Consider the following 25,571-nt stretch of genomic DNA (forward strand, 5'->3'; position numbering starts at 1 on the left):
ATAACTCAAAACTGCTAGGTTGTACTCCAATTCACACCATTTTAGCTAAAAACTTTCTCTCTTCCTTTTGAGACAGGTAACTCTGATATCTGTGCATTACACCCATATGTAATATTTCCCCATTATTACATATATAATAAAATAATCGTACTTTTATACCCATTTAGACCATTCAAATATTGGAAATAACAGTTGTTATTATACAACTAGGAGGAATGAATGTTGAGTGAAATATTCAAAAGTTACTCCGGAATTCCTTATTTGCGGTTTGGTGCAGGTGAGCCTTTGGTTTTTATTCACGGTCTAGGTGAAGTAAAGGAGGGCTGGGCAAACCAGTTTGAGTTTGCGAATCAGTATGACTTAATCATCCCTGATTTACGGGGGCATGGAGAGTACACTGCACCAGGGGAGATCTCCATCAAAAGCTTTGCCTATGATGTAATTAGTATATTAAAAGAGCTGGGAATTGAAAGTGCACACATATGCGGGTTATCAATGGGGGGAATGGTTGCCCAAGAAATTTATCGTCAAGCACCTGGAATGTGCCGTTCTTTGATGTTAGTAAGTACTTACCATTATGCTCCAAAGCAATTCGGAACGCTTTTTATTAATTTCAGGAAAGCCTTAGGGGAAATTAAATCACCTGAAATGGTCACAGAAAGATCTGCAAAGGTTTGTCTTTATTCATGGAGTAAAGAAAATATCGAGACCTTCTCTAAATTTTACAAGCCAAACCGTGAATTCTTTTTTAAATCAATGGAGGCTTGTTTACAAGTAAATAACATAACATTACTCCCACAGATAAAAGTGCCAACGCTAATTATAGGCGGGCAGTATGATTCAGTTATACCCGTTTGGGTTCAGTTCCTAATGCATAAACAAATTAGGCACTCAGAATTTGTCATCTTCAGGAACACTGGCCATGTTGCTAAATTAGAGGCAAAGGATGAATTCAATAAAGTTCTGAGGACATTTTTGAACAAACATAAAAGAGCAAGTTAGGAGTGAGGAAACCTCTCTCCTCTCCTAACCTGCCCTACTAAAATATATCTGTTTATTCCAATCTATATTTAAAAAAGACGATTGGAACGACTAGACGCCCATTGATCAACAATTTCTGCTAATAAACCAGATAATGCAAGACCAACATGCCCTGAATCAACGCAAACATACGTTTTGTCTTCACTCGAAACTAAATCCATAATTGGTTTACTTTGCTCTTCTAAAACTAAATTGTCTCTAGACCCTGAAACTACGAATAGATTGGCACGAATATTTTTCAAATCGGCAGCCTTTTTCCCAACCACCAACTCCCCTTTAATCAGCTTGTTACCTATAATCAATTCATTGACAAATTGTTTATAGGCTTCACCAGCAAAAGGCACTTGATCCTGTGTCCATTTATTCATCCGACGCCATTTTTCAACATAACGGGAATCGTGGGCCCGATTTAAGAGCATGGTATAATTGGTAAAATAGATTGGTGATCCAATGGCTCTAAACATCAATTCCACATATTTAGGGGGAACAACCCCATAAACATCCAGAAAATGATCGATATTAATATCTCCACTTTGGAGACCTTCCACCCATTTTTCCGGCCCTACAAACGTACTGAAATCAATAGGAACCGTGGCTACGATTAAATTTTTTATTGGTTCCTCGGCTACAGATGCGTAAATAGAGGCAATCGTGCCGCCTAAACAATATCCAACGAGTGAAATTTCCTCCGCTTCAGAATGGCGAAGCGCCCGCTTAACAGCCGTTTTTAAATATTTCTCGACATACGTATCGATACCAATCTTTTTGTCTTCATAGCCTGGTGTACCCCAATCCAATAAATACACTTCATAGCCCATCTCAGTTAAGTTTTTTATCACACTTTTCTTAGGATCAATATCTAAAATGTATGGTTTATTAAAAAGCGAATACACAAAAAATAATGGAATCTCATACTTTTTCTGTTTGGCAGGGTAATGCCATAAAACTGATTTATTCTTTCTCCATACTTCAGTCCTTGGAGTCTGAGCAACCTTGGGTTCAGGTTCAGATAAAAGTTTTACGACATTCGCCCAACGGTCCATTTCTTTTTGATAATCAAATTCTGGAATGCTCCCCTTGAACGGTGCTTCTGTTCCCAAGCTCCCCACTCCATTTCATTTATTTCGATGTCCCTGAATCTGCTAATTCTCGCTCCACTTCTTTGTCCTTTTCAAGAAGACCTTTTAATGACTCAAATTCTTCTTTAAAGTTAGTTAATTTCTTTAACTCTAACTTCATTTCTTGGAGTTCGGCCTTTAATTCTTTGGTCTTTATTTGCTCTTTTTTCGTTTTTACTAACTCTGTTTTAAGCTGCTTTGTTAATTTAATGATTTCTTTTGAAATATCCACAATACTCTCGATTTCTCTAGTTTGCGACTTCATGGAATCCTGCAAATCCAAGATTTGTTCCTCAAGAGCTTCAATTTTTTCCTCGGCTTGGACCGTTAATGATGCAATATTAGCTATATCATTTTTAGTTGGTAAATTTAGAACGCTTGCAAGTGTTTCCTGATTCTTTTTAAATGCCTCGAGATACCGAGAATTAATTTCGGTTCCGGCATTAGACATTTTTATGAAATCCTTGTTAGCCGTCCAATGATTGATAAAATCATTTATCTGTTTTTCCCATAAAAGACTAAGCTCATGAAAGGATTCAACTGGATCGTAAGGTTTTTTACCAGACATTACTCTCACTCCTTTTTAGTCATTATTTGGATTGATTGGTAGAATCCTTCATATAATTCTGAAATGGCATTATCGCAGATTTCACTTGCTTAGAAAACATATTTACAAATACTTTTTGATTTTCATATAAAACATTGCTGGTTTTCTTAACACTCTCAATATATTTTTCTCTGCCATTTTTTCGATAAGCAATATATTGTTCAACGGTTTCTACATATTTATCTAAGGAATTTAATTGTCCTGTTAATAATGCTTTAGTTGGGGTTAATAATAAATGAGCTGTTTTAGTTTGAATGTCCTCAACAACTTTGTTAATTTCTTCATATGATTTCACAGGAAAGAACTGCTGTAGTGGAGTGGTTGTCATAAGTAATTCTTCGCGCACTGGCTCCTCCCACTCTTTCAGTTCCACCCCAAATTGCGTCGAAACGGTGAGGGCATTTTCTTGATTCTGTTTAAGCATTTCCACGTAGTTCTTGACTGCTTCTAAGAAAAGTGTATCTCGTTTATTTAAGCGATTTTCCCAAGCATCTAATTCATTGAATCCTAACTTCCAAAGAAGGTCTAAGCTTGAGGCATTTTGTTCCTCTTCAACCTCTACTTTTTGATTTTCTGATTCTAATACTTTTTCAGTTTTATTCGTCATGTTTTTTCTCCTCCAAATTCAATTCAAATAATTGTTTTAACTCATTAAGCTCTTCTTCCAAGCTTTTTAGTTTACATGCGTGGATTTCCCGTGTTTCCTTTTCCAATACGGCTTGCAAAGCTCCCCATGATTCACGGATCATTTTTAACTTGTTCCGGTTCTCTTTCTGTCTTTTATTCATCCAATAGATAGATTCATCCAAAAGATCTAACTTTTCCTCATAATCTACGATTCTTACAGAAATAGCACTTATTTCATCTTTATTTGGAAGTCCAAGCTGATTTAATCTTCTTGTTGCTAATCTTCTGTGAATTTTTAAATGCTTCACATGTGTTTCCATAGCATTTCCAAATGCAATAGTGAATTTTCTGTTATTTGTGTATGCATGGATTCTCTTATTGATTTCTGTTTCTATTTTTTTATAAAAAGAATCTCTGTCTTGATGCATGGACTCCATGTACATCCCTCTTCACTAACTGACCAGTTTCTTCTATTTACTGTACACTGGCAGTTGTCCCACCGTCAACATCTAGTATATGATCATAAACATAATTAGAAGCTTTGAGGCTAAGAATAGTGCTGGACATTTTATGTTATTAAAAATAGCTGCAATTGCTTCGAAGGGTTCCTCAAAATCATTAATTAGAATAGTAATATAGTTAATATTATTGTAGTAAACTGAGGTTTTGTAAACCTCCCTCTTTCGACAATATCCACAAAAGTCTTCGTCCCTTAAAAGAGCGAAAAATTAATGCTGTTAAATTAAACAAACATCTTCAAAACACTCCTTTAGACCGAAGGAAATCCCAAAAATTACCGGAACGATTTTTAAATAATATTATCTGGTGTCAGGCACCCAAGAAATACATTTGTCCTCCAAAGAAGGACACTAAGGTTAGATACGTTTTTATTATTCTGAATTTTACGAAAACCAAAACTTTACAAATAGTGGTAATCTACTTTATGATAAATAATAATAGGAGGGGTATATGAGTAGAGTTTCTTTTTGTTGCTCTGAGATTCCTTACTTACGTTTTGGTGCTGGTGAACCTTTAGTCTTTATTCATGGTTTAGGAGAGGTAAAGGAGGGCTGGAACAATCAGTTTGAATTTGCGGATCAGTTTGACTTGATTATTCCCGATTTACGCGGGCATGGTGAGCATACTACGGATGAGAAAATATCTATTCCACAGTTGGCTCATGACATTATTACTCTATTAAATGACCTTCAGGTTGAAAGCGCTCATGTTTGCGGCTTATCCATGGGCGGATTGGTAGCCCAGGAAATTTATCGTCAAGCTCCCCAGATGTGTCGGTCATTAATGCTAGTAAGCACCTTTCATTTCATCCCTAGACCCTTGGCAAAGTTATTAATAAACTATCGAAGAGTCCGCTCACTATCTACCACCCCAAGTTTACCCACAAAAACAGCTGCACGCATTTCACTTAATTCATGGAAGGGTACAGTTTATCAGAACTTTCATAAATTTTACAAACCTAATCATGAGGTTTTTCTAAAATCAGTTAAAGCATGTCTGGAAGTGAATAATTTAAAACTACTTCCTCAAATAAAAGTCCCTACCTTAATCATGGGGTCTCAATATGATTCGGTTATCCCTGTATGGATCCAACTATTAATGCACAAACAAATACGCCACTCTGAATTTGTGATCCTTAGGAATACTGGTCATATTGCCAAATTAGAACAAAAGGACGCATTTAATAGAGTTATTCGCAACTTTTTAAAGAAACACTCAAAAGTAAGCTAAGGGAGGGATTTGGTCCTCCCTTCTTCCATGTTCTTTCCTTAGTTCAATTATCATATAATTTACCGTTACTTTTAATAAAGGAGGATTGAATTAATGCCAATAGCTACTGGAAATGGGATCAATCTTTATTATGAGGTTCACGGAGAGGGTGAACCATTGCTTTTAATAATGGGGTTATCACTAAATTCAAAATCTTGGTTCAGGACACTCCCTGCTCTCAGTGAGCACTTTAAAGTAATTATTTTTGATAATCGCGGGACAGGTCTTAGCGGCAAACCAAATTCCCCCTATTCAATTGAGCAAATGGCAGAAGATGCTAAATGTGTCTTGGATGCTGCCGGAGTAGAAACAGCCCATGTATACGGCATTTCTATGGGTGGGATGATTGCACAAAGATTATCACTATTGTATCCTTCTAGGGTCCGTTCTCTTGTGTTAGGTTGTACAACCTCTGGGGGTGCAACCCATGTCCAGCCTAGTGCAGAAGTCTCGATGCTAATGCTTTCAAGGGGTTCTGCGGTTGCAACACCAGAAGAAATGGCTTGGGCCACCGCTCCAATCCTATACAGTCAGTCATTTATAGAAAAACAACGTGAATTAGTAGCAGAGGACATACAAAGAAGAATAGAGATACCTGTTCTCCCTTACGCCTATATTCTTCAACTTCAAGCCTGCTTAGCTCACGATACCTCCAACGTGATTGACCAAATCGAATGTCCTGTCTTGGTTATCCATGGAGACGAAGACAAATTAGTTCCCTATCAAAATGGGGTAACCTTAGCTGAGAAAATTCCAAATGCTGAATTTTTGACAATTACCGGTGCTGGCCACATTTATATAACCGAGGCCAATGATTTAGTAAATGAAAGAGTAATAGAATTTTTAAAAAATCAATAATGATAAAAAAATGCCCGTTCGCTAATTGAATGGGCATTTCCTTAAATTTGGCGGATTCTATTTTAAGCTTTTATCTAGGAATCTTATCATCTCAAAATACTCTTCTAAGTAATTTGAATAGATAGATCGATCGTTCGATAGGCTACCAGAAAGGTTGCTAAGGAATAGATGGCCTCACTTAACCCAAAGATGAAAATGGAACTCCCGAAAATGAATACATTCAATAACAAGATAATTTGTCCGATTGAAAATGAAGAATGTTTACTTAAGAGGATAGCTATCACTTCTGTTCCATCAAAACAGCCACCGAATCGAATCGTTATGCCGACACCTAGTCCTAAACTTATTCCGCCAAGGACAATTACTAGGAGGGGGTTAGTGGTGAGGACCGGAAGTGAATCGAATATATAGGTTTCAAACGAAAGAATGAGGATGGCGAATATGCTGAGCATAAGAAACCTTCTTCCTAGAAACCGATAGGCAAGGAGGAAAAAAGGTGTGTTTAATACCAACAAAAACAATCCTATTTCTTCTTTTGTAATATGAGCTAGCAGGATACTTATGCCGATAATTCCTCCATCAATCACATGATTTTCCACCAAAAATAATTGTAAGGATAAGGTTACAAGCGTAGCACCAAAAAAAATGAACAATAGCCTTTTATAAAAAGAACATGCCTCTGCTCTGCTTAAATCCATATAAAAGTTCATCCTGTTACTTATCATACTTGTCCCCTTTATCAACCAAATTCCATAGATTATTTGTTTAAATATATTCAATAAACTCGAGAAACATTCTCTAACCCCCAGATATAAAAAAAGAACCGCTAATAGCAAATGGGTAATATGTACTAGCTGTTCTCTAATGGAGTTATCTAATGGTGTCAGGCACCATCATGCCTGTGAAGTAAGCGGGTGTTTGAATTCATTTGGTAACGTGACGTTTGTTTGATTCTTTATAAAAAGGACATTATCGGTTTTATATAGCTGTTTTTCATATCCTAATTCATGCTGATCGGGATGAAAATGGAAAAAGACTTTACTGCAATCCAGCGGGACAATCGCACTTAACACTGTTTGAAAATTTACCTTTCGAGAACTGACAATATCATAAAGGTGGATACAATCCCCCTCTCTTTGAAAGATCACCAGTGCGTTCTCATTCTCAAGATAGTAGAGGTCCTGGCTAAAAACCATAATACAATAAAACATGAGGAGCTCCTCACAATTTGAAGTTCCGAATACTTCCGACAAAACCTTACGATTCCTCGCTAAATTATAGATGTACTCTAAATCATCTGAATTGCTAACATCTAATTTTCTCATTTTAGAAGACGATGGAGGCATATGATGATAGTCCAATATAAATTGCACTTCATCTCTAGAAGAAAATCCAAATTTCGGGTAAAAGTCCAATACTGTTTGATTGGCAAACAAATAAATCATATCAACATGTTTATATTCGTCTAACACAATCTCCATCAAGCGTCTCGACAATCCCTTATTTCGATAATCAGGGTGTGTCATGACAGTACCGATTTGGATTGCTTGTTTAACATCCGCATTTACGACCAAGTTTACAAGATTAACGGATACATTAGCTACCACTCTATTATGAACAACAAATGAATACGGCAGATACTTATCTGTCCAATATCCATTTTTGTACCACGTTTCAAACTCTATTCCAAACGTATCAGTGGCCAATTGATTAAAGCTTTTCCTTAAATACTCATGATCTTTATAACCTTTTATTAATAATAAGTCTTTCAAAGAACTGCTCCCCCTAGAAACAAAAAAGGATGAGCCATTTATCGGCTTATCCTTATGTATATTATTATTTTTTCAACATCCTAAACACCTGCTCAACATCCTTATCACCGCGTCCTGATAGGTTAACAATTAGGACATCTTCGTTAGATAATTCTTTTGCAAGCTTAATAGCATATGCGACGGCATGTGAACTTTCTAACGCAGGGATTATTCCCTCCGTTTTGCTTAACAATTGGAATGCCTCTAGGGCCTCTTGCCCAGTCACTGTTACATACTCTGCTCGCCCGCTTGTTTTCAAATGGCTGTGCTCAGGACCAACACCAGGATAATCCAGCCCCGCAGCAATCGAGTACGTTGGTTTAGGCTCCCCGTTTTCATCAAGTAATGTTAAACATTTAAAGCCATGAATCACCGCTGGAATTCCTTCCGTCAAAGTTGGTGCCTCAGCTGGTTCGACCCCAATTAAGCGCACACCTTTTTCGTCAATATAATGGGCAAAAGCACCAATGGCATTGCTGCCACCTCCAGCACAAGCAATCACCGCTGTCGGCAGTTTTCCTTCTTTTTCAAGTATCTGCTTTTTCGATTCTTCGCTGATAATTGCCTGGAAGTGCTTGACCATGGTCGGATAAGGATGCGGTCCTACAGCCGAACCAAGTAAATAAAAGGTATTTTTATAGTTTTGCACCAAGTCACCCAAGGCTTCATCTACAGCATCCTTTAAACGCCCTTGGCCTTTATCAACAGGAACTACTTTCGCACCTAGTAATTCCATTCGGAAGACATTGAGCGCTTGGCGTTCCGTATCAAGTTTACCCATATAAATAATGCATTCCATCCCAAACATGGCACAGGCAGTTGCTGTGGCCACACCATGCTGTCCTGCACCTGTTTCAGCAATAATTCTCTTTGCTCCCATTCGTTTTGCTAAAAGAATCTGGCCAATGGCATTATTAATTTTGTGTGCACCCGTATGGTTTAAATCTTCTCGTTTCAGATATATTTTTGCCCCTTGATTTTGTTTGGTTAAATTTTCTGCAAACGTTAATGGATTTTCTCTACCAATATATTCTTTTAAGTAATACTTGAATTCCGATATAAATTCAGGGTCATCCTTATATCGATTAAATTGATCTTCTAATTCGTTCATTACCACTTGCAAATCCTCGGGAACAAAACTTCCGCCAAATTCCCCAAAATAACCTTTGCTCTCTACACTAAGTCTCTCCATGCTCATCTCGACTCCTTCTAAACTATTATTCTAAGTCAATCCTACCACGAATTATTATCTGAATATTCCTGTAATTATATTATCACATTACCCATAATCTGCAAACTGATAACTATACGGCAATAACAGGAAAAAGCCTACACCTTCGTGTAGACCCTTGATCTAGTTTCCTCATCTTTCCTTATTCATATCTTAGGGAATCAATCGGGTCAAGCTTAGAAGCCTTGTTTGCTGGAAGTAGTCCAAACACAATCCCAATAACCATTGAGAACAACATCCCACCTACTACCACCTGCCAAGACACTAAGGATGGCCAACCTGCAAAGAAACTAACAATGGTGGACGTACCCCAGCCAAGCAAAATCCCGAGCATACCTCCTATAAAAGTTAGTGTCATCGATTCAATTAAAAATTGAGTCAGCACTTGTCCTCGGGTAGCTCCAAGCGCCATACGAATCCCGATTTCCCTTGTCCTTTCGGTCACGGATACGAGCATGATATTCATAACACCGATTCCACCAACAAATAATGAGATTCCTGCTATACTCCCGATAATTAATGTCATGATTTTTGTGATTTGTCCTACCCCTTGAGCGATTTCTTCCATATTAATAACTTGGTAGGATTTATCCGTCCTATGCAGATTATTTAATAATTTAGCAGCCTTTTTACCTGCGACCTGCAGTTGTTCAGCTGACGCTGCTTGCAGGGTTACTTGGGTAAAATCACTGCTACCGTAAATCGTTTTCCACGTTTGGAAAGGCAGATAAACCTCCATTGACCCAAATGATAGAAGACCAGTTGGTTTCTCTAAAACCCCAATGATTTCAATCGGTTGATTGGCAACCATAACAACCTTTCCAACTGGATTTTTCCCTTTAAATAGTTCCTCTTGCAATTTATTACTGATTAATGCTGCACGGCGGCCGCCAAGAAAATCAGAGGTTGACAAGCTCCTTCCCTTTGCAACTTTCAACTCATTTAATTTTATATAGGCCTGATTAATTCCAGTTGAAGAGGCATCCACGGAATCTTTTTGAAATTTAACAGAAGACAATTGGGTGCTTGACGCAACAACACTTTTAATTTCCGTAATTTGTTCCAACGCTCTGATATCTTCCTGATTGAAGGGAGCTTGCTGAAATATATTGGGGTTCGCACGTATTTCTTCATCGGAAGGCTGATAAAATAACTCAATCGTATTCCCGGGCCCAGTAATTTGTGATTTCAGCATCGCTTCCCCGCCCTGTCCGATGGCTACGACGATAATAACAGCTCCCACCCCAATAATAATCCCAAGCATTGTTAGAATACTCCGCATTTTATGGGCCTTTAGTGAGCTTAATGCCATAATAAGATTTTCCATAAAACTCATCCTGCCGGCCCCCTAACACCATCAAAAGGCGACTGAATCATTCCATCCCTAACCATAATTGTTCTGTTCGCGTATTCAGCCACTTCTGATTCATGGGTAACAATAATAATCGTTACTCCTTCATTATTCAGTTCACTAAATTGTTCCATAATGTCCTTGCTTGTTTTTGAATCAAGGGCACCTGTGGGTTCATCCGCTAGAATAATCTTTGGTGTATTGACAATAGCTCTCGCTATGGCAACACGTTGCTTCTGTCCTCCAGATAGAGCATTAGGCAGATGGTTCATGCGGTCGGCAAGACCTACTTTCATTAATGCCTCTTCTGCACGAGCCTGGCGCTCTTTTTTGGAGATTCCTGCATAAATCATTGGTAATTCAACGTTTTTTAAGGCCGTCAAGCGCGGGAGCAAATGAAACTGCTGAAAGACAAAGCCAATCGATTGATTTCTAACCCTGGCCAATTCCTTGTCATTATAATGAGAGACATTTTCCCCGCCAAGATAATACTCACCCTCTGTCGGTTTATCCAAACAACCAATAATATTCATTAAGGTTGACTTTCCTGAGCCAGATGGACCCATGATGGCAGCAAATTCACCTTTATGAATGGATAGACTAATACCATTTAGGACAGGTACACTTTCTTTTCCCAACAAAAACGATCTTGAGATGGATTCTAGCTGGATCATTTAACGGTCACATCCAACCCATCTTTTAGTTTGTCAGGTCCATTAATGATGACTTTGTCTCCTTTTGTAACACCTTCAACGATTTCAATCTTCTTTCCTGATGTAATGCCAGTTTTGACATTTTGTTTTTGCGCTTTTCCATCCTTTACGAGATATACAAAGGGCTGATCCCCCTCATCAAATAACGCATCGAGCGGCAGGACCATCGCTGTCTTTTTATCTGTTTCTATCTCCATAATGACTTGGAAGCCTGGTTTCAACGTTTTTGTATCACCGGAAATCTTTACTGTGACAGGATACTGCACAGCCTGTGTACCATTTTGCAAACTCGCTTGGTTCTGCTCTGGCAAAATAGATGTCTTCGTGATTTCACCCAGCCACTCTTTGCCCGGCAATGCCTCTGATTTGATGATCACTCTTTGACCCTTGTTAACTTTAAGAGTATCGTATTCGGACAGTAGTCCTGATGCTGTCATCCCTGCTAATTTCCCAATATGTATAATAGGTTCGCTTGTTGCATCAAGTGATGTTGCTGGCTTTTTGGCTGTCAAAACAATTCCAGCCATTGTACTCTTAATCTCTAAATCATCCTGGCGTTTACTAATCAAGTCTTTTTGAAGTTCTGTTTGCTTAAGTTCGATGTTAGCTAGTTCCTTTTCCATCTCCAGCTGTTCAAATTCAGGAGAAAGCTGCTTTTTCGCTTCCTTTTTTCCAACCTGCTCACCTAAGGTCTTTTCTTTGTCTTCAAGTTGCTCCAATTTCTTATCGATTTGGTTTATTTTTAAATTAGCGGATTCGACCGCTAATTTATTCTGCTCAATCTCCAACTCAAGCTGTGGATTTTCTATTTGAGCCAAGACAGCACCTTTCTTGACTGTCTCTCCTTCCTTGACGAGCAGCTTCTTGATATCCCCTTTGTCTGGTGTCGCATAGACCATTTGTTCTTGAGGAAGCTTTACTGTTCCAGGAATCATTAATAGAGAGGAGATTTCTTCTTGGCTGATTTCCGTGGTCTTAACGGAATGCCCCTTTGCAAGGACCTGCCGGTAGACACTTACAGAAATCATTATGATAATTAATAATATTACACTAATGCTAATCCAAATTTTCTTCTTCATTATAGCTTCGGCGCTCCCTGTAAAAGAGTACCGACCAAAGCAAAGCCAATACTAACTACGAAGAAAATCACCGCAATTGTCCATGCCAGCCCTTTAGAAATTTGCGCTGTTTTATGAAGTCCCAAGGCAGTCAATATAGCAGACCAGATTCCAAATACTTCGATGGAACCTAAAACACCAGCTTTATCCTGATTGAGAAGCCCTGCCAAACTAGTAATATATATTTCTGGATCCCCGCCGATGGCATATCTGATTCCCATATTCAATATAAGTCCTGCTGCACCAATAATCATGATAAAAGTATTCATAGATAATAATTGTTTAAAAGAAACAGTGGAACTAGCAATCTTGACAATCGCTAATTGAATAGCATTGCTCACTAAAACACCAATAATAGGCGTAATGATGCCCGTAACTAATACTGTTACTTTTGTTATGGTTAACACCAAATCAACTTGATCTTCAGGCACTCCTTGAGCAATTAAAGTAGCAGCGTCTAGTGATAGAGCCATAAACGCCATACCAATGGCATAAAGGATACTAATAATAGTTAATGGTACCCAAATTTTCGGACTTTGCTTAATTCGCTCAAACTGCACTCCAGGACTCGTAAACATTCCTAATAACTTAGGACTCTCTTTTTGTATATTTACTTCTGTTTGCAATTCCAAATCCAACACCCCTTCTCTCCTCTTATGTAAATTATTCCATTTAAGTATACGACAAACTAAGCCGAAAGTTTCATTTTTTTTAATATCCCCATCTGGTGCCTGACACCAAAAGTAATACTATTATTTGTCTTCTATTCCAAGTTTTTGATATAATTTTAGTTAAACTAATTGAAAGGCTGTGTTAAACGTTAATGTTGATTTTAGCACTCTGTTGATTGGAGTGGAAGGCGCGAAGACTCCTGCGGGAGTACGGGGCAGGGGAGACCCCGCAGGCGCTGTAAGCGCCGAGGAGGCTCCCCGCAACGCCTGCGGAAAGCGAAGCGCCTGGAACGGAAATCAACAGACAAGTTTAACACAGCCAATTGAAAAAAGGGGAAAATAATGTCAAAAAGAAAATTCCAATATGGGTTAATCCAAATCCTTCTAATATTAACCATCATCTTTGTTTCAACAAAGATTTCATTTTTATTTATGCCGATCGGTATCTTTTTCTCTACTCTTTTTTTCCCAATTCTGATAACCGGATTTCTCTTTTTCTTACTAAATCCAATCGTTAATTTTCTTCAGCGCCAAAAAGTGCCAAGAATTCTTGCCATCCTAATAATTTATGTAGTGTTTATTGGTATTCTTGTTTTAGCGATTGGCAACTTGGTTCCTGCCATCACAGAGCAATTTACCGCACTTGCTAATGCACTTCCTGATTATGCCAACAAAACCTTGCAGTATTTTGATAAGCTTTCACGAAGTTCCGAATTCAAATGGATCATGGAGGAGCAAAATGATCTTTTGGAAACCGGTAAAGAAAAACTGATTGCCTATGCGAATACCTTGCCGGATAGGATCACTGGCGGTATTTCCAATATCCTTGGTGTGTTTGCCAATATTGCTGTCATCCTAGCTACCGTTCCGTTTTTACTGTTCTATATGTTTAAGGACGGACATAAGTTCCCTAAGGCTGTAACTAAATTCCTTCCTGTATCATATCGGGAAGCAGGATTGCTTATGTTGAAAGAGACGGGTGAAACACTTTCCTCCTATATACAAGGGCAAGTTATTGTTGCCCTATCAGTAGGAATACTTGCTTTTATTGGCTACCTGATTATCGATCTGCCATTTGCACTAGTTATGGCCGTAATTGTTGCGTTTACCAACATCATTCCATATGTCGGCCCCATTCTTGGCGGTGCACCCGCTGTAATTGTAGCTTTATTTGATTCACCCACAAAAGCTTTATTAGTTATTTTAATTATTGTGATAGCCCAGCAGGTGGAAGGGAATGTATTATCTCCGCTCATTCTTGGAAAATCACTTGATACCCACCCCGCGACAATCATTATCGTCTTGCTCGCTGCCGGAAATTTAGCTGGTATCTTGGGAATGGTTTTGGCAGTACCGTTTTATGCCGTAGTCAAGACCATTGTTTTAAATGTAATCAAGTTTCTGAAGGCTCGAAAGAGGGCAACCATAACAAACGAACCTTAGGATTCTTTAATAAATATCTAATTCAAAAAACTGTTAGGATCTTGGTTCCTAACAGTTTTTTATGTTTTTATGCTGGAAATCACAAAATACATTACTCGTATTTCTTAGGATCGACAAAAGCCTTATAGAGCAAATAAATGACCATACAGATTGCAGTTGTAATAAATCCCCAGCCTAGAGTAATTTGTTCAATAATTAAATAGTTGTTACATAATTGCACGGGGGAATATATATATAACCACCCCATTGCGGAAAACATGATAATAAAATAATAAAAAGTGATATGTTTACCAACAGGTCTAAGTTTTTTCCAGCTATCCCTTAGTGGGATCCCTGCCAATATAGGTAAACTAGTAAATTTAAACACTTCCATACTCTGTAAAGTTAATGCTTCATCCATTGACCTTGGCAGTGTCCAATAAGCGACGATGATGATAAACAATATGATTCCTGGTATTCCATTTCCGTTCCATTTTTCAAAAAATCGTGGGAATCGTAGTTGAAAAATACGGGCAAGGAGAAATCCGGTGAAAATTAACAGCGGCATTTGCATATGCATGTGAATAATCATGACAGATTCCATTAAGTTTGCCACAGGAGGCAGTGCAAGGAATAGGAGGATCAATAAGCCATATAGTGATTGCTTCATAACTATTCCCCCGCTTCCATGTCAAGAATCCCTGTAAGCCTTTTAGCAGCTTCATCCGTTTTTTTGTAGTCTAAAACATCTAGAAGTCTGCCTTTTTTATCAACAATATAAAAAGCTGAATTATGGGCAAAATTACCGTATTCATCGGGAATGACAATCACACCAAATGCTTTTAACAATGCATCTAATTCTGTTTTATTTGCAATTCTTGCCATCCTCCATGTTTCACCGTCACTATTAAAATAGCCTCTATATTTTTCCAACGTGGCTGGGTCATCCCTAGAAGGATCGAAGCTGATACTTAAAAAGACAATATCTTTGCCCATATATTTGCTTGGTACCTTATCATAAACTTTCGACATATTCATTTCTAATTGAGGACAAACCGTTGTACAGGACGTATACAAAAAGGTAATAAATACATATTTGCCTTCAAATTCAGAAATAGAATATTCCCTCCCTTTGCTGTCTTCTAAGGTTACATTAGGGAATTGGGGTTTATCGTCAATTAGTTCTTTTACCCGCGCAGTTTCTGCCGTGAAAGCTGTGAAACCATCTGTTCCGAAATAAAACAATGCACAGCCAAATAAGATAACAAGCAAACATGCAAATGTATGATGTCTATTTTTGATCATGAAGATCACTTCCTACATCTATTTTTTGAAGTGGAAAGAGATAGCCTTAGCCACCCGAGCTATCTCTCTCATTGAAAACCTTCCAGATAAAGCGCCTACTGGCTTTTAGCTTTTCGTAATCACCATGTTTTAAACGGTGGTGACCCCGGAGGGGCATTGACGATAAATTCCGTTAATGGGATAACATAGGCCATGGCTACAACTAATAGCATAACAACAATCCAAAGGCCCCAACGCTCTGTCCAGTATGGTGTTTTGGTTGCATTTTCTTCCTCTTCCGCAATCGGAAATTCTGTTTCACCTTTTGGCGCAAAGAACATCATATTGACAACAGCATACACTTGAAGAATAACACCGATAATTAATAGTGTTCCTCCCACAGCTAAGCACATTAAATACGGGTCCCAGCTTAATGCTGTTGCATTATCGCCGTAGGTTGTATAGGATGTTCTTCGAGGAGAACCAAGTAATCCAACCCAATGCATAGCACCTGACATAAATATCATACCAATTGTCCAGATCCAAGTTTGTATTACGCCTAATCTATTTATTTGTGGAGTTAGAACACGTTTTGAAATATAAGGAACTAACCAATAACTAATTCCAAAGAAAGTCATTACCACCGACATTCCGAGTGTTAAATGGAAATGCCCAACAATCCACATGGTATTATGAACAACTTGGTCTAGCTGGTTTGTACTTTGGGCAATCCCGCCTGCACCTGCTGGAATAAAGGCGACCATAGCAATAAATGGTGCTAGGAAACGAACATCCCCCCATGGCATTTTCTTATACCAGCCAATTAGACCTTTTCCACCTTGTTTCCTGGCAGTCCGCTCAAATACAGCAAACATAGCGAATGCGGTCATTAATGATGGGAAACCAATCGCCAAACTCATAAATACATGCATAAATTTAACTGCTTCAGAAATTCCGGGGTCAATAATCTGATGATGGAATCCACCAGTGATGTTCATTACAACTAAGGCAATAATAACCACACGGGTTAAGGTATCACTCCACCGTCTCCCACCGATAATTTTTGGTACAACAACATACCATGCAGACACGGCCGTTAAATACCAAATATTAACCAGCGTGTGTCCAAACGCCCAAAATAGTGTCCGAGCAACCATGACATTAATTGTTTCAACCCACCCAAAGGCCCATGGAATAATGGTTAAAACTTCAATTGCAACTGGAATTAGAGCAAAGAACAAAAGGATAAACACACCGGTTGCAAAGTAAGCAAGAATAGGCACATGTTGACCTTTGTTGTTTTTTCTCCAATTAGCGACATTGATAAACGCCCCAATGCAGCACATCCAAACGCCTAGGGCAATGAATACTAACCCGATATAGAAAGCCGGATGTGCTGCCATCGGCGGATAAAATGTATACATAACTGATGCTTCGTTCATTAGAATTGGCACTATGCATAGAATAAAGCCGACAATCTTCATTCCAAAACCAATCCAAGCTATCTTCCTTACTTTCGGCAGCAGTCCTCCTAAAGTATGGGAAAGTGATGCATAAAAGTATCCAATCGTAAAGAAGGCAGTTAAGACAACAACTAATAATAAACCATGTGCTGTTAATACTTGATAATAGTTAAGCCATGATGGCAATTCTAGAAGTCCTGACCTATTTAGTCCTTGCAGCAGTCCTAATATTCCGCCTAAAAGTAGTGCTGTAAATGCTACAATGATATATGTTTTTGTTAAAACGGCATCTTCCTTACTGATTCCCATTACTTTATTTGCTTGATCTTTTAGTGTAGGTGATTTTGCTGTTTGCATTTTCTTTCCCCCCTTTATTTAACCGTAATCGTTGTACTCATTGCTTGGTGACCAGCCCCACAGTATTCGTTACATAACACTAAGTAAGTGCCTGGTTTATCAAACTTTTGGGTGATTTTTTGAATATGTCCCGGCATTACCATTGCATTCACGTTTGTTCCAGCTACCTCAAAGCCGTGGACCACATCTTTGGAGGTTAGTGTAAAATGCACTGTAGAACCAGCAGGAACTTCAAAATTACCTGGATTAAAGCTAAATACTTGTAAAGTCATCACAACTTCATATTCATTTTCACCAATTTTAGTAACACCTGGTTTATCGAATGGTGCGATTTGGTCCACTTTTTGTGGATCAATAATTTCCTTATTGCTTGGTGGAGCCATATCCAAGGCAAATGCTTGATAGCCTGTGATAAACATAAAAATCATGATTATCCCAAAACTTAAGGTCAGCCAAATTTTTTCATCAAGATGCATCTTCATTCCAAATCCCCCCTAAACTCTAGACATGTAAAGTCCATATAATAAGAAATACGTAAGTAGAATGACTACTCCCACAACACTTACGGAAATCCATGTTCCTTTTAACGGTGCTTCTTGAACTTCGCCTGCCTTCTTTTTGTTGTTTCCTTTTGCAGCTCCCATTCCGAATCATCCCCTTTGTGATTTTCATACTTATATCATAGTTGGGAACCATTCTCAGTGTAGTGAACCGCATCACACATCTTCCCATTTAAAAAAATAAATACGTTTAAAAGATCCGATTAATAAAAAAAAAGTCCAATCGATTGTAGGCATTGTATTTGCCTACAGCGATGAGACTTTTTCATATAATTTCTTTTACCGATGGAAGATCGGTAAGGTAACCACAATCATCATGAGGAAGATAATGGTTATATAATTAACTGAGTATAAGAAATTCACTTGGGCCCATTTATGGTTATCTTTGATAAAAAAACCGCTGATACTTACCACCAACCACCCTGCGTTTAGCAAAGCAGCTATGACCATAAAGGTTGTTCCAAGTGAATCTAAAAAGAATGGCAATGGAAACAAGCAAGCAATATACATGACCATTTGCCGTTTAGTCACGGAGAGTCCACGAACAACGGGAAGCATCGCCACCCCAGCCGCTTTATATTCTTTATATTTCTTAATGGCTATCGCAAAGGTATGCGGCATTTGAAAAATAAACAAGATTAAAAACAAGATCATTGGTACCTTTTGAAATCCAGGTGCGATTGCTGTCCAGCCAATTAAAGGTGTAACCGCACCAGACACACTGCCAATTATGGTATTAAAGGTATACTTTCGTTTCGACCACATGGTATAGGGAAAACAATAAGTAAACCATCCGACGAAACCATATAACGCAGCTTCGAATGTCGTAAACAGTAATAAAATAAACCCAACTACGGTAAGTGAAATTCCAATGATTAATACTTGCTTAAGTGAGAAATTCCCAGTCACCGTTGGACGATTCTTTGTACGATCCATTACTGTATCAATATCAACATCGTACCAGTTATTGAGCGCAAGTGCCCCGGCAATCACCATTGTACTTCCGAAAATAGTCAAAAGTAATAAATCCACATTACTTGAGAGAGGGACATCCGTAAAATATAAAGCTAACCAGAATCCTGCAAAAACCGGCAGGACATTAGCGGTTAAAACATTTGCTTTAAATAGTAACTTTAGATCAGTCATTAAACTAGATAGATTTCGTTGATTTACTATAATAGACCTTCCATCCTTCTGTAGAGAAGGTACCTCATTATTACTCATATAATATCCTCTCCTAAGAAGTAATTCTAAACAAATTTAATACTATCATACCATATTTAGATTATCATAATAATTGGTGTCAGGCACCCGAAAATGATTGTTGTATATTACCAATTGTCCGAAACCTGATGGATTTTTGAGGATGTTCCCCTCATCTTAGATAAAAAAGGCGTAGAGAATCACTTTTTTAATGATTCTTTACGCCTTTTATTTATCGGACTTCGCTTAGCACCTCTTGATTTATTAAGGAAGGCGGCTGTTTTCCCTGGAGACCAAGCACTAGATTTTCAGCTGCAAGTTTAGCCATTTTCAATCGTGTTTCATAGGTTGCGGAACCAATATGCGGCAATGTGACTACGTTATCCATTTTCAACAGCGGGTGATCTGGGTTTACTGGTTCTTGTGTATACACGTCAAGTCCTGCAGCTAAAATCTCTCCGTTTTGAAGAGCCCAAACTAAGGCATCCTCGTCTATCGTAGCCCCGCGCGAACCATTGACAAAAATGGCTGATTTCTTCATTAATTTAAATTCCTTTTCCCCGATGAGTTTAACAGTGTTTGGAGTTAGCGGCGTCATTAAGCAAATGAAATCAGCTTGCTGACAAATTTCTTCAAGTGAACAATAGGTTGCATGAAAGGTTTGTTCGGCTTCTGGATTTCGCGTCCGATTATGATACAAAATAGGCATATCAAAGCCAAAATGAGCCCGTTTGGCAATAGCCGAACCTACTCCTCCCATTCCGATAATTCCTAATGTCTTATGATGAACATCTACGCCAAATTGCTCTTCACTAATTTTCGATGTCCACTTCCCTGACTTGACCAACTGGTTTAATTCTGGCATTCTTCTTGCTGTTGCTAGTAATAAGCCAAAAATGGTATCGGCAACACTATCATATAAAACACCAGGTGTATTGGTTGCCATAATTTTTCGTTTTGTTATTTTCTCAAGATCTAAATTATCGTAGCCAACTGAAATATTGCTTATTACTTTTAGGTTAGGGGCCTGCTCTAAAAACTTCTCATCAATTTTTAAGCTCGAGCCTAGAATTCCTTCTGCATCCTTTAATTCTTGGTAAAATTCAGGAAGTGTGTTTGCATCTAAGTCTTCAAAATAAATAACATCACAGGCTTTACGAACATACACCAAAACGGTTGGATCGACTTTTTTATAGACAATAACTTTTGGTTTCAACAATGATTCCTCACCTTCATTATTAGATCCTTCATAGAAGCTTTAATTACATAATCAATATACACTTATTCAAGTGGAAAATAATAGATTTTTGATTGTAGCATCAAGATAGAAACATTGTTTTCTACACTTTTATGATAAAAATAGATTATAGCAAAATGCCGGAGGAGATAAAGTGACGAATCCTAGAAATACCTATGAAGAGGAATCATCCAAAGTAATCATTCCGCTGCCTGAAGAATTTGACCTGAAAGCAAACCTTGGTTATCTAGAGCGGAATAAAAATGAATGTATGTATGAAGTTGAAAATGATACCATTACAAGGGTCATTGCAATTGATGAAATTCCAACCCTTGTCAGAATAAAAGTCAATGATTCAAATCAAATGGTTGTACACTTTTTAAAAGGTAAACCGCAGGAGACTATAGATGTCGTCCAATATATTCGAGAATGGTTTGACCTTGATAATGACTTAACTCCCTTTTATCAAATCGCAAAAACAGACCCATTCCTTAAAATGACTGTAGAAAAATTTTATGGATTACGTCTCATCGGAATCCCTGATTTGTTTGAGGCGCTCTGTTGGGGTGTCTTAGGGCAGCAAATTAACTTAAGCTTCGCCTACACATTAAAGAAGCAATTTGTAGAAAAATTCGGTGAGTCAATCGAATGGGAAGGCAAAAAATATTGGATCTTCCCCTCCTACAAAAGAATTGCTAAACTCACACCTATTGACCTGGCAGATATTAAAATGACTGTTAAAAAGAGTGAATATATTATTGGGATTGCGCAATTAATGGCCAGCGGTGAATTATCTAAAGAAAAATTAAGGGAAGCCGAAAACTTTATAGAGGTCGAAAAAAGCTTAATTAAAATACGTGGGATTGGTCCATGGACAGCTAATTATGTGCTGATGCGCTGCCTGCGCTTCCCTGCCGCCTTCCCTATCGATGATGCAGGTTTAATCAATGCCATTAAAACCATACTTAATATGGATAGAAAGCCAACCAAAGAAGAAATCTTAAAGTTTTCTATCCCATGGAGAAATTGGGAATCTTATGCAACCTTTTATTTATGGCGTGTTCTCTATTAAATCAAATAAACACCAGCACAAAAAAATGGCTGGTGTTTTTGTTTATTATGGCGCTCCCTCACTTATTTTATAGTCTTCATAACCACAATCATAGGTTTTTAAAGCGTCAATCATTTACCACTTTTTAAGTCCCAACAATTTCTCACCTAATTCAGTAAGTGCTGCTCGCGGGTATTTTTCTTTCTCCCAATTTCGAGGATCTCCTAGGAATGCAATTCCTTCTGGAATCTCCCTATCTCTCCACTGTGTAATTCTCCATTGTTTTAATTCTTCATTGTGTTCCTGTGCCGGGAACATCGAAATGTATTGATGAATATTTGGTGTACTCGAAACATTTCTACGTAAACCATGTGGCTGCATGACATGGAAGATTAACAAGTCTCCTGCTCTCAAAGTTACAGGTGTTGGTGTATAGCCTGTATAATCTGGATGATAAGGATCTCGATCTACCGGTTGAGTTTTTACCCATTCAGGAAAATCTCTAAATAACTCAGGAATGACATTCAATCCACCATTTTCTACATCCGTATCTGTTAAGAAAAGAATCCCTTGAATATTAACTGGAAGCGGGTTTAATGAAGTATCACCATCCCAGTGAATGAACCCTTCAAATTCAAAAGTTCCAGGCTTATTAGGGAAACTCAGGTTACATCGGTCAATACTAGTCCATAATTTCTCAGTTCCCCAAATATCTACAAAGGCATCGTATACTTTTTGATAGGATCGATTGTCCCATAAGTATTGATGGTTATATAACTCTACCATTCCAGCTCCACGTAACTCTGTCATTTGATGCTCACGACGTGGTGATCTGTACCAAGTAGAAGGATCACTAGGGTTTTGTTCTTCAAACTCCCAAATAAGATCCACAGTTCGTTCAATATTTTCTTTAGGGACAACATTTCGAACGACCACATAACCGTTTTCTCTCCAAAATTTAAATTCCTCTTCCGTTAACACTCGTAATGGTTCATTGTTAGGACGTTCATTCAATGGAATATCAATCTCAAGAATATTATTTACTTTTGTTTTAGCCATCTTTCAAATCCTCCTCTCAGGGTTTAGAAGTTTTTGTCATTTAATTATCTGACAATTAAAATTAGTGATTCACCATTTTTTTAAACCCAATAACTTTTCACCTAATTCGGTAAGCTGGGCTCTATCATATTTCACTTGTTCCCAATTTCGTGCGTCTCCTGGGAAAGCCTCGCCCTCAGGCTTAATCCTTTCTTGCCAAGATTGGATTCTCGCTTCTGTTAATTCCTGATTATTTTCTTGCGCTGGAAACATGGAGATATATTGTGCCAGCCGTGCTTTTTCAGAATAATTTGGACGTATTCCGTGTGGCTGCATGCTATTGAAAATTAACAAGTCACCGGCTTTTGTTACTACCTTTGTTGGGGTAAAGCCAGTTGTATCTGGTTTATGCGGATCTCGATCAACAGGCTGGGTTTTTACCCATTCGTCAAACGTTCTGTACAGCTCCGGAATACACTGAAACCCTCCCATATCGATATCCGTATCCACTAAAGACAATACCCCTTGGACATTTATAGGAATCGGGTCTAAAGAAGTATCCACATCCCAATGAATAAATCCTTTATATTCATGACCTGGTTTCATTGGAAGATTTAAATTGCATCGGTCAATACTCACCCATAATTTTTCAGTACCCCAAATATCCACAAACGCATTGTAAATTTTTTCGTACATACGGTTATCCCATAAATATTGATGGTTATACAACTCCACCATTCCGGTGTTCATCAGTTCTTTCATGGCTATTTCCCGTGCAGGACGAGAATACCATGTGGACGGATCATGAGGATCTTTTTCTTCAAATTCCCAGATCAAACCCACAAGCCGATCGATATGATCCTTTGGAATCGCTTCACGGATTACAACATAACCATTTTCTTTCCAAAACTTCCAGTCCTCTTCACTCAATACTCTTAAAGGTTCATTATTCAATCGTTCATTTAATGGCGTCACGATTTCCAGGATATTGTTCAACTTTTTTTCTGCTTTCATTTTATATTCCTCCTTCTCTTATCAAACCAAATAGTTATTTACTTTTAAAATTGCTGAGATTATCTTTTGTTACCAATTGGAAAGGAATCATGTTTTCTTTATCTACTTTCTCTCCCTTAGCTGCCTTAAACGCTACTTCGACTGCCATTTTCCCTTGTGCATCCACATCCTGGAATACAGTTGCGGTTAATTCACCTGATTGAATAGAATTCAAAGCATCTGGTATCGCATCAATGCCGATAACTTTTGTTTCGTTTAATTTTCCTGCTCCACTTAAAGCTTTAATGGCACCCAATGCCATTTCATCATTTTGCGCCACGATCGCATCCAGCTTTTGCGATTGTATCCAGTTTTCTGTTAATGCCAAGGCTTCTTCACGTGACCAATTCGCTGTTTGCTCTGCAGCAACTTTAATATTAGGCGAGTCTTTTAAAATTTCTTTATTTCCTTCTGTCCGGTTGACCTCTGCCGAATTTCCATTAGGACCATGAATAATGCCAATGGTACCCTTTCCACCTAATAATTCAACAACATGTTTCATTTCAATTTTTCCAGCTTCTACATCGTCAGATCCAACATGTGCAGTTGCTTTTTCTTCATTTGAAACCACGGCCAGTACCGTAATAAGTGGAATCTTTGCGGCAGCAGCCTTTTCGATCACCGCAGCACTTCCGTCCTTATCAGCTGGATTTAATATGATGGCATCAACTTGCTGATTTATAAGATTTTCTACTTGGCTGATTTGATTTTCAGCCTTACCTTCCCCATCTGATTCTATTAATTCAATACCTGAAGATTTAGCATATTTTCTGATTGAATCTTGTAAACCAACAATATATTCATTTTGTAAATTTTGGTATAAGACACCAATCTTTATTTTCCCATTTTCAGTTCCATTTGTTTTTTCTTCGGCTTTGCCAGAACAACCACTTAATATACCAATAATCATAATTAAAACAGCAGCAATTACTTTAACCTTTTTCATAAGCTCACCCCTATAATGTTATTATTTTTTAATGGTGATTCTTTTTATCAAGAAGAACAGCAATAACAATGATTGCTCCATTTAAAATTTGCTGGTAATAAGAGGACACATTCAATAAGTCAAGACCATTATTCATTACTCCAATAATCAATACCCCAACGACGGTTCCAATTATGCTTCCTACACCGCCAAAAAGACTTGTTCCTCCGATAACGACTGCTGCAATGGCATCTAGTTCATACCCCTGACCTAACACCGGGGATCCTGACATGATTCGAGACGAAAGAATCATCCCGCCGATTCCCGCTAGTAGTCCTGCAATCGCGTAAACGCTTATTTTGACGGAGGTAACACGAATCCCTGATAGTTTAGCAGACTGTTCGTTTCCTCCGGTCGCAAAAACATGCCTTCCAAATACCGTAAAATTAAGCATAAAAATACCGATAATAACAATACCAACAAAAGCGATCACGGGAAGTGGAAGTCCTAATATGTATCCGCTTCCAATATTGTTAAACGAATTGCTAAGTCCTATAACCGGTCGCCCATCCGTATAGACCATAGCAAGACCTCGTGCAGCGGTCATCATTCCAAGCGTTGCAATAAAGGGTGCTACCTTCCATTTTGCAACTAGGACACCATTAATTAGACCGCATGCTAAACCAACTGTTACCCCAGTTATAATTGGAATAAAAATAGAATAACTACTGTCAGCTTGGGCAAAGCTTGCAGCAACTACGGCTGATAGGGCCATAATGGAGCCGACTGAAAGGTCAATCCCTCCAGTAATAATAACGAAGGACATTCCAATCGCTACAATACCGATAATCGATACTTGCCGCAATATATTGATCATATTGGTAGCGGTTAAAAACGATTCTGAGGAGATCGATAGGATCATAAACAGGATGGCAAAAGCAATATAAATGCCATATTTAGCTAGAATCTTTCCGGTACTCCCTGACTTTATTACCAATTGCGAATTTACCATTCCCATTAAACTAAATCTTGCTGCTTCTTCTT

At 38.2% G+C, this 25,571-nt stretch carries 28 protein-coding genes; 6 read left to right on the plus strand and 22 right to left on the minus strand.

The features are described from left to right. Positions 1-219: 219 nt before the first annotated feature. Positions 220-1,002 (plus strand): alpha/beta fold hydrolase, encoded by a 783-nt coding sequence (locus M3610_RS02770; RefSeq protein ID WP_251456383.1) that lies wholly within the window; start codon positions 220-222, stop codon positions 1,000-1,002. Positions 1,003-1,070: 68 nt separating this feature from the next. On the opposite strand, the gene M3610_RS02775 is transcribed toward M3610_RS02770, so the two are convergent. From M3610_RS02775 to M3610_RS02790, 4 genes are read right to left on the minus strand one after another with little or no spacing between them, the layout of a single operon-like run. Further along, positions 1,071-2,141 (minus strand): alpha/beta fold hydrolase, encoded by a 1,071-nt coding sequence (locus M3610_RS02775; RefSeq protein WP_251456384.1) that lies wholly within the window; start codon positions 2,139-2,141, stop codon positions 1,071-1,073. A gap of 19 nt (positions 2,142-2,160) precedes the next feature. Then, a complete protein-coding gene (locus M3610_RS02780) occupies positions 2,161-2,727 on the minus strand; it encodes a polyhydroxyalkanoate biosynthesis repressor PhaR (RefSeq protein ID WP_251456386.1) in 567 nt (188 codons plus the stop codon). Positions 2,728-2,749: 22 nt separating this feature from the next. Continuing rightward, positions 2,750-3,373 (minus strand): hypothetical protein, encoded by a 624-nt coding sequence (locus tag M3610_RS02785; RefSeq protein ID WP_251456388.1) that lies wholly within the window; start codon positions 3,371-3,373, stop codon positions 2,750-2,752. Then, positions 3,363-3,830 carry a hypothetical protein gene (locus M3610_RS02790; RefSeq protein ID WP_251456390.1) on the minus strand — a complete coding sequence of 156 codons (468 nt, stop codon included), beginning with the start codon at positions 3,828-3,830 and terminating at the stop codon, positions 3,363-3,365. Before M3610_RS02790 ends, M3610_RS02785 begins: the two co-directional genes overlap by 11 nt. 532 nt (positions 3,831-4,362) lie before the next feature. Between M3610_RS02790 and M3610_RS02795 the strand changes: the two genes are divergently transcribed. Together M3610_RS02795 and M3610_RS02800 are read left to right on the plus strand one after the other, a co-directional pair. After that, the gene (locus M3610_RS02795; RefSeq protein WP_251456392.1) at positions 4,363-5,142 is read left to right on the plus strand and encodes an alpha/beta fold hydrolase; all 780 of its coding nucleotides are present in this window, start codon (positions 4,363-4,365) and stop codon (positions 5,140-5,142) included. Between the two features lie 93 nt (positions 5,143-5,235). Continuing rightward, positions 5,236-6,039 (plus strand): alpha/beta fold hydrolase, encoded by an 804-nt coding sequence (locus M3610_RS02800; protein ID WP_251456394.1) that lies wholly within the window; start codon positions 5,236-5,238, stop codon positions 6,037-6,039. Between the two features lie 104 nt (positions 6,040-6,143). Here M3610_RS02800 and M3610_RS02805 read toward each other — a convergent pair whose 3' ends face one another. The 7 genes from M3610_RS02805 to yknW all read right to left on the minus strand — a co-directional run bounded on the left by M3610_RS02805 (position 6,144) and on the right by yknW (position 12,895). Next, positions 6,144-6,737 (minus strand): YitT family protein, encoded by a 594-nt coding sequence (locus M3610_RS02805; protein ID WP_251456396.1) that lies wholly within the window; start codon positions 6,735-6,737, stop codon positions 6,144-6,146. Between the two features lie 195 nt (positions 6,738-6,932). Beyond that, entirely contained in the window at positions 6,933-7,811 is an 879-nt protein-coding gene (locus tag M3610_RS02810; RefSeq protein ID WP_251456398.1) for a GNAT family N-acetyltransferase, read from the minus strand. A gap of 64 nt (positions 7,812-7,875) precedes the next feature. Beyond that, positions 7,876-9,042: a tryptophan synthase subunit beta gene (gene trpB, locus M3610_RS02815; RefSeq protein WP_251456745.1), complete on the minus strand. Its 1,167-nt coding sequence runs from the start codon at positions 9,040-9,042 to the stop codon at positions 7,876-7,878. 181 nt (positions 9,043-9,223) lie between these two features. After that, positions 9,224-10,417 (minus strand): ABC transporter permease, encoded by a 1,194-nt coding sequence (locus M3610_RS02820; RefSeq protein ID WP_251456400.1) that lies wholly within the window; start codon positions 10,415-10,417, stop codon positions 9,224-9,226. After that, positions 10,414-11,106, minus strand: a complete 693-nt coding sequence (locus tag M3610_RS02825) for an ABC transporter ATP-binding protein (RefSeq protein ID WP_251456402.1) — start codon at positions 11,104-11,106, stop codon at positions 10,414-10,416. Before M3610_RS02825 ends, M3610_RS02820 begins: the two co-directional genes overlap by 4 nt. Then, on the minus strand, positions 11,103-12,224 hold the full coding sequence (locus M3610_RS02830) for an efflux RND transporter periplasmic adaptor subunit (protein WP_251456404.1): 1,122 nt from the start codon (positions 12,222-12,224) through the stop codon (positions 11,103-11,105). The genes M3610_RS02825 and M3610_RS02830 overlap by 4 nt, the downstream gene beginning before the upstream one ends. Next, positions 12,224-12,895, minus strand: a complete 672-nt coding sequence (yknW, locus tag M3610_RS02835; RefSeq protein WP_251456406.1) for a YknW family membrane protein — start codon at positions 12,893-12,895, stop codon at positions 12,224-12,226. The genes M3610_RS02830 and yknW overlap by 1 nt, the downstream gene beginning before the upstream one ends. 178 nt (positions 12,896-13,073) lie before the next feature. Here yknW and M3610_RS02840 point away from each other — a divergent pair, with 178 nt between their 5' ends. Next, on the plus strand, positions 13,074-13,277 hold the full coding sequence (locus M3610_RS02840) for a hypothetical protein (protein WP_251456408.1): 204 nt from the start codon (positions 13,074-13,076) through the stop codon (positions 13,275-13,277). Next, positions 13,277-14,377, plus strand: a complete 1,101-nt coding sequence (locus M3610_RS02845; protein ID WP_251456410.1) for an AI-2E family transporter — start codon at positions 13,277-13,279, stop codon at positions 14,375-14,377. Before M3610_RS02840 ends, M3610_RS02845 begins: the two co-directional genes overlap by 1 nt. Positions 14,378-14,468: 91 nt before the next feature. On the opposite strand, the gene M3610_RS02850 is transcribed toward M3610_RS02845, so the two are convergent. The 7 genes from M3610_RS02850 to M3610_RS02880 all read right to left on the minus strand — a co-directional run bounded on the left by M3610_RS02850 (position 14,469) and on the right by M3610_RS02880 (position 20,439). Beyond that, a complete protein-coding gene (locus M3610_RS02850) occupies positions 14,469-15,026 on the minus strand; it encodes a hypothetical protein (RefSeq protein WP_251456412.1) in 558 nt (185 codons plus the stop codon). A 2-nt stretch (positions 15,027-15,028) separates the two neighbouring features. Further along, on the minus strand, positions 15,029-15,661 hold the full coding sequence (locus M3610_RS02855) for an SCO family protein (RefSeq protein ID WP_251456413.1): 633 nt from the start codon (positions 15,659-15,661) through the stop codon (positions 15,029-15,031). 119 nt (positions 15,662-15,780) lie between these two features. After that, positions 15,781-17,460: a cbb3-type cytochrome c oxidase subunit I gene (locus M3610_RS02860; RefSeq protein WP_251456414.1), complete on the minus strand. Its 1,680-nt coding sequence runs from the start codon at positions 17,458-17,460 to the stop codon at positions 15,781-15,783. A gap of 14 nt (positions 17,461-17,474) precedes the next feature. Continuing rightward, positions 17,475-17,942, minus strand: coding sequence for a cytochrome c oxidase subunit II (locus tag M3610_RS02865; protein WP_251456415.1), 468 nt, complete (start codon positions 17,940-17,942; stop codon positions 17,475-17,477). A gap of 12 nt (positions 17,943-17,954) precedes the next feature. After that, positions 17,955-18,104, minus strand: coding sequence for a cytochrome c oxidase subunit 2A (locus M3610_RS02870; protein ID WP_098572485.1), 150 nt, complete (start codon positions 18,102-18,104; stop codon positions 17,955-17,957). A gap of 195 nt (positions 18,105-18,299) precedes the next feature. Further along, positions 18,300-19,244 (minus strand): heme o synthase, encoded by a 945-nt coding sequence (gene cyoE / locus M3610_RS02875; RefSeq protein ID WP_285850887.1) that lies wholly within the window; start codon positions 19,242-19,244, stop codon positions 18,300-18,302. Positions 19,245-19,455: 211 nt separating this feature from the next. After that, positions 19,456-20,439 carry a 2-hydroxyacid dehydrogenase gene (locus M3610_RS02880; protein ID WP_251456749.1) on the minus strand — a complete coding sequence of 328 codons (984 nt, stop codon included), beginning with the start codon at positions 20,437-20,439 and terminating at the stop codon, positions 19,456-19,458. Between the two features lie 175 nt (positions 20,440-20,614). On the opposite strand from M3610_RS02880, the gene M3610_RS02885 reads away from it, so the two are divergent. Next, positions 20,615-21,532 carry a DNA-3-methyladenine glycosylase family protein gene (locus M3610_RS02885; RefSeq protein ID WP_251456416.1) on the plus strand — a complete coding sequence of 306 codons (918 nt, stop codon included), beginning with the start codon at positions 20,615-20,617 and terminating at the stop codon, positions 21,530-21,532. A 114-nt stretch (positions 21,533-21,646) separates the two neighbouring features. Here the strand turns inward: M3610_RS02885 and M3610_RS02890 are convergent, their stop codons facing one another. The 4 genes from M3610_RS02890 to M3610_RS02905 form a co-directional block, all read right to left on the minus strand. Beyond that, a complete protein-coding gene (locus M3610_RS02890; RefSeq protein WP_251456417.1) occupies positions 21,647-22,570 on the minus strand; it encodes a phytanoyl-CoA dioxygenase family protein in 924 nt (307 codons plus the stop codon). Positions 22,571-22,639: 69 nt separating this feature from the next. Beyond that, on the minus strand, positions 22,640-23,563 hold the full coding sequence (locus tag M3610_RS02895; protein ID WP_251456418.1) for a phytanoyl-CoA dioxygenase family protein: 924 nt from the start codon (positions 23,561-23,563) through the stop codon (positions 22,640-22,642). A gap of 34 nt (positions 23,564-23,597) precedes the next feature. After that, complete coding sequence (locus M3610_RS02900) at positions 23,598-24,548, minus strand: substrate-binding domain-containing protein (RefSeq protein WP_251456420.1); 951 nt, start codon at positions 24,546-24,548, stop codon at positions 23,598-23,600. A gap of 28 nt (positions 24,549-24,576) precedes the next feature. Then, a complete protein-coding gene (locus tag M3610_RS02905; protein ID WP_396953633.1) occupies positions 24,577-25,545 on the minus strand; it encodes an ABC transporter permease in 969 nt (322 codons plus the stop codon). Positions 25,546-25,571 lie beyond the last annotated feature (26 nt).

Source organism: Neobacillus sp. MER 74 (assembly GCF_023714155.1).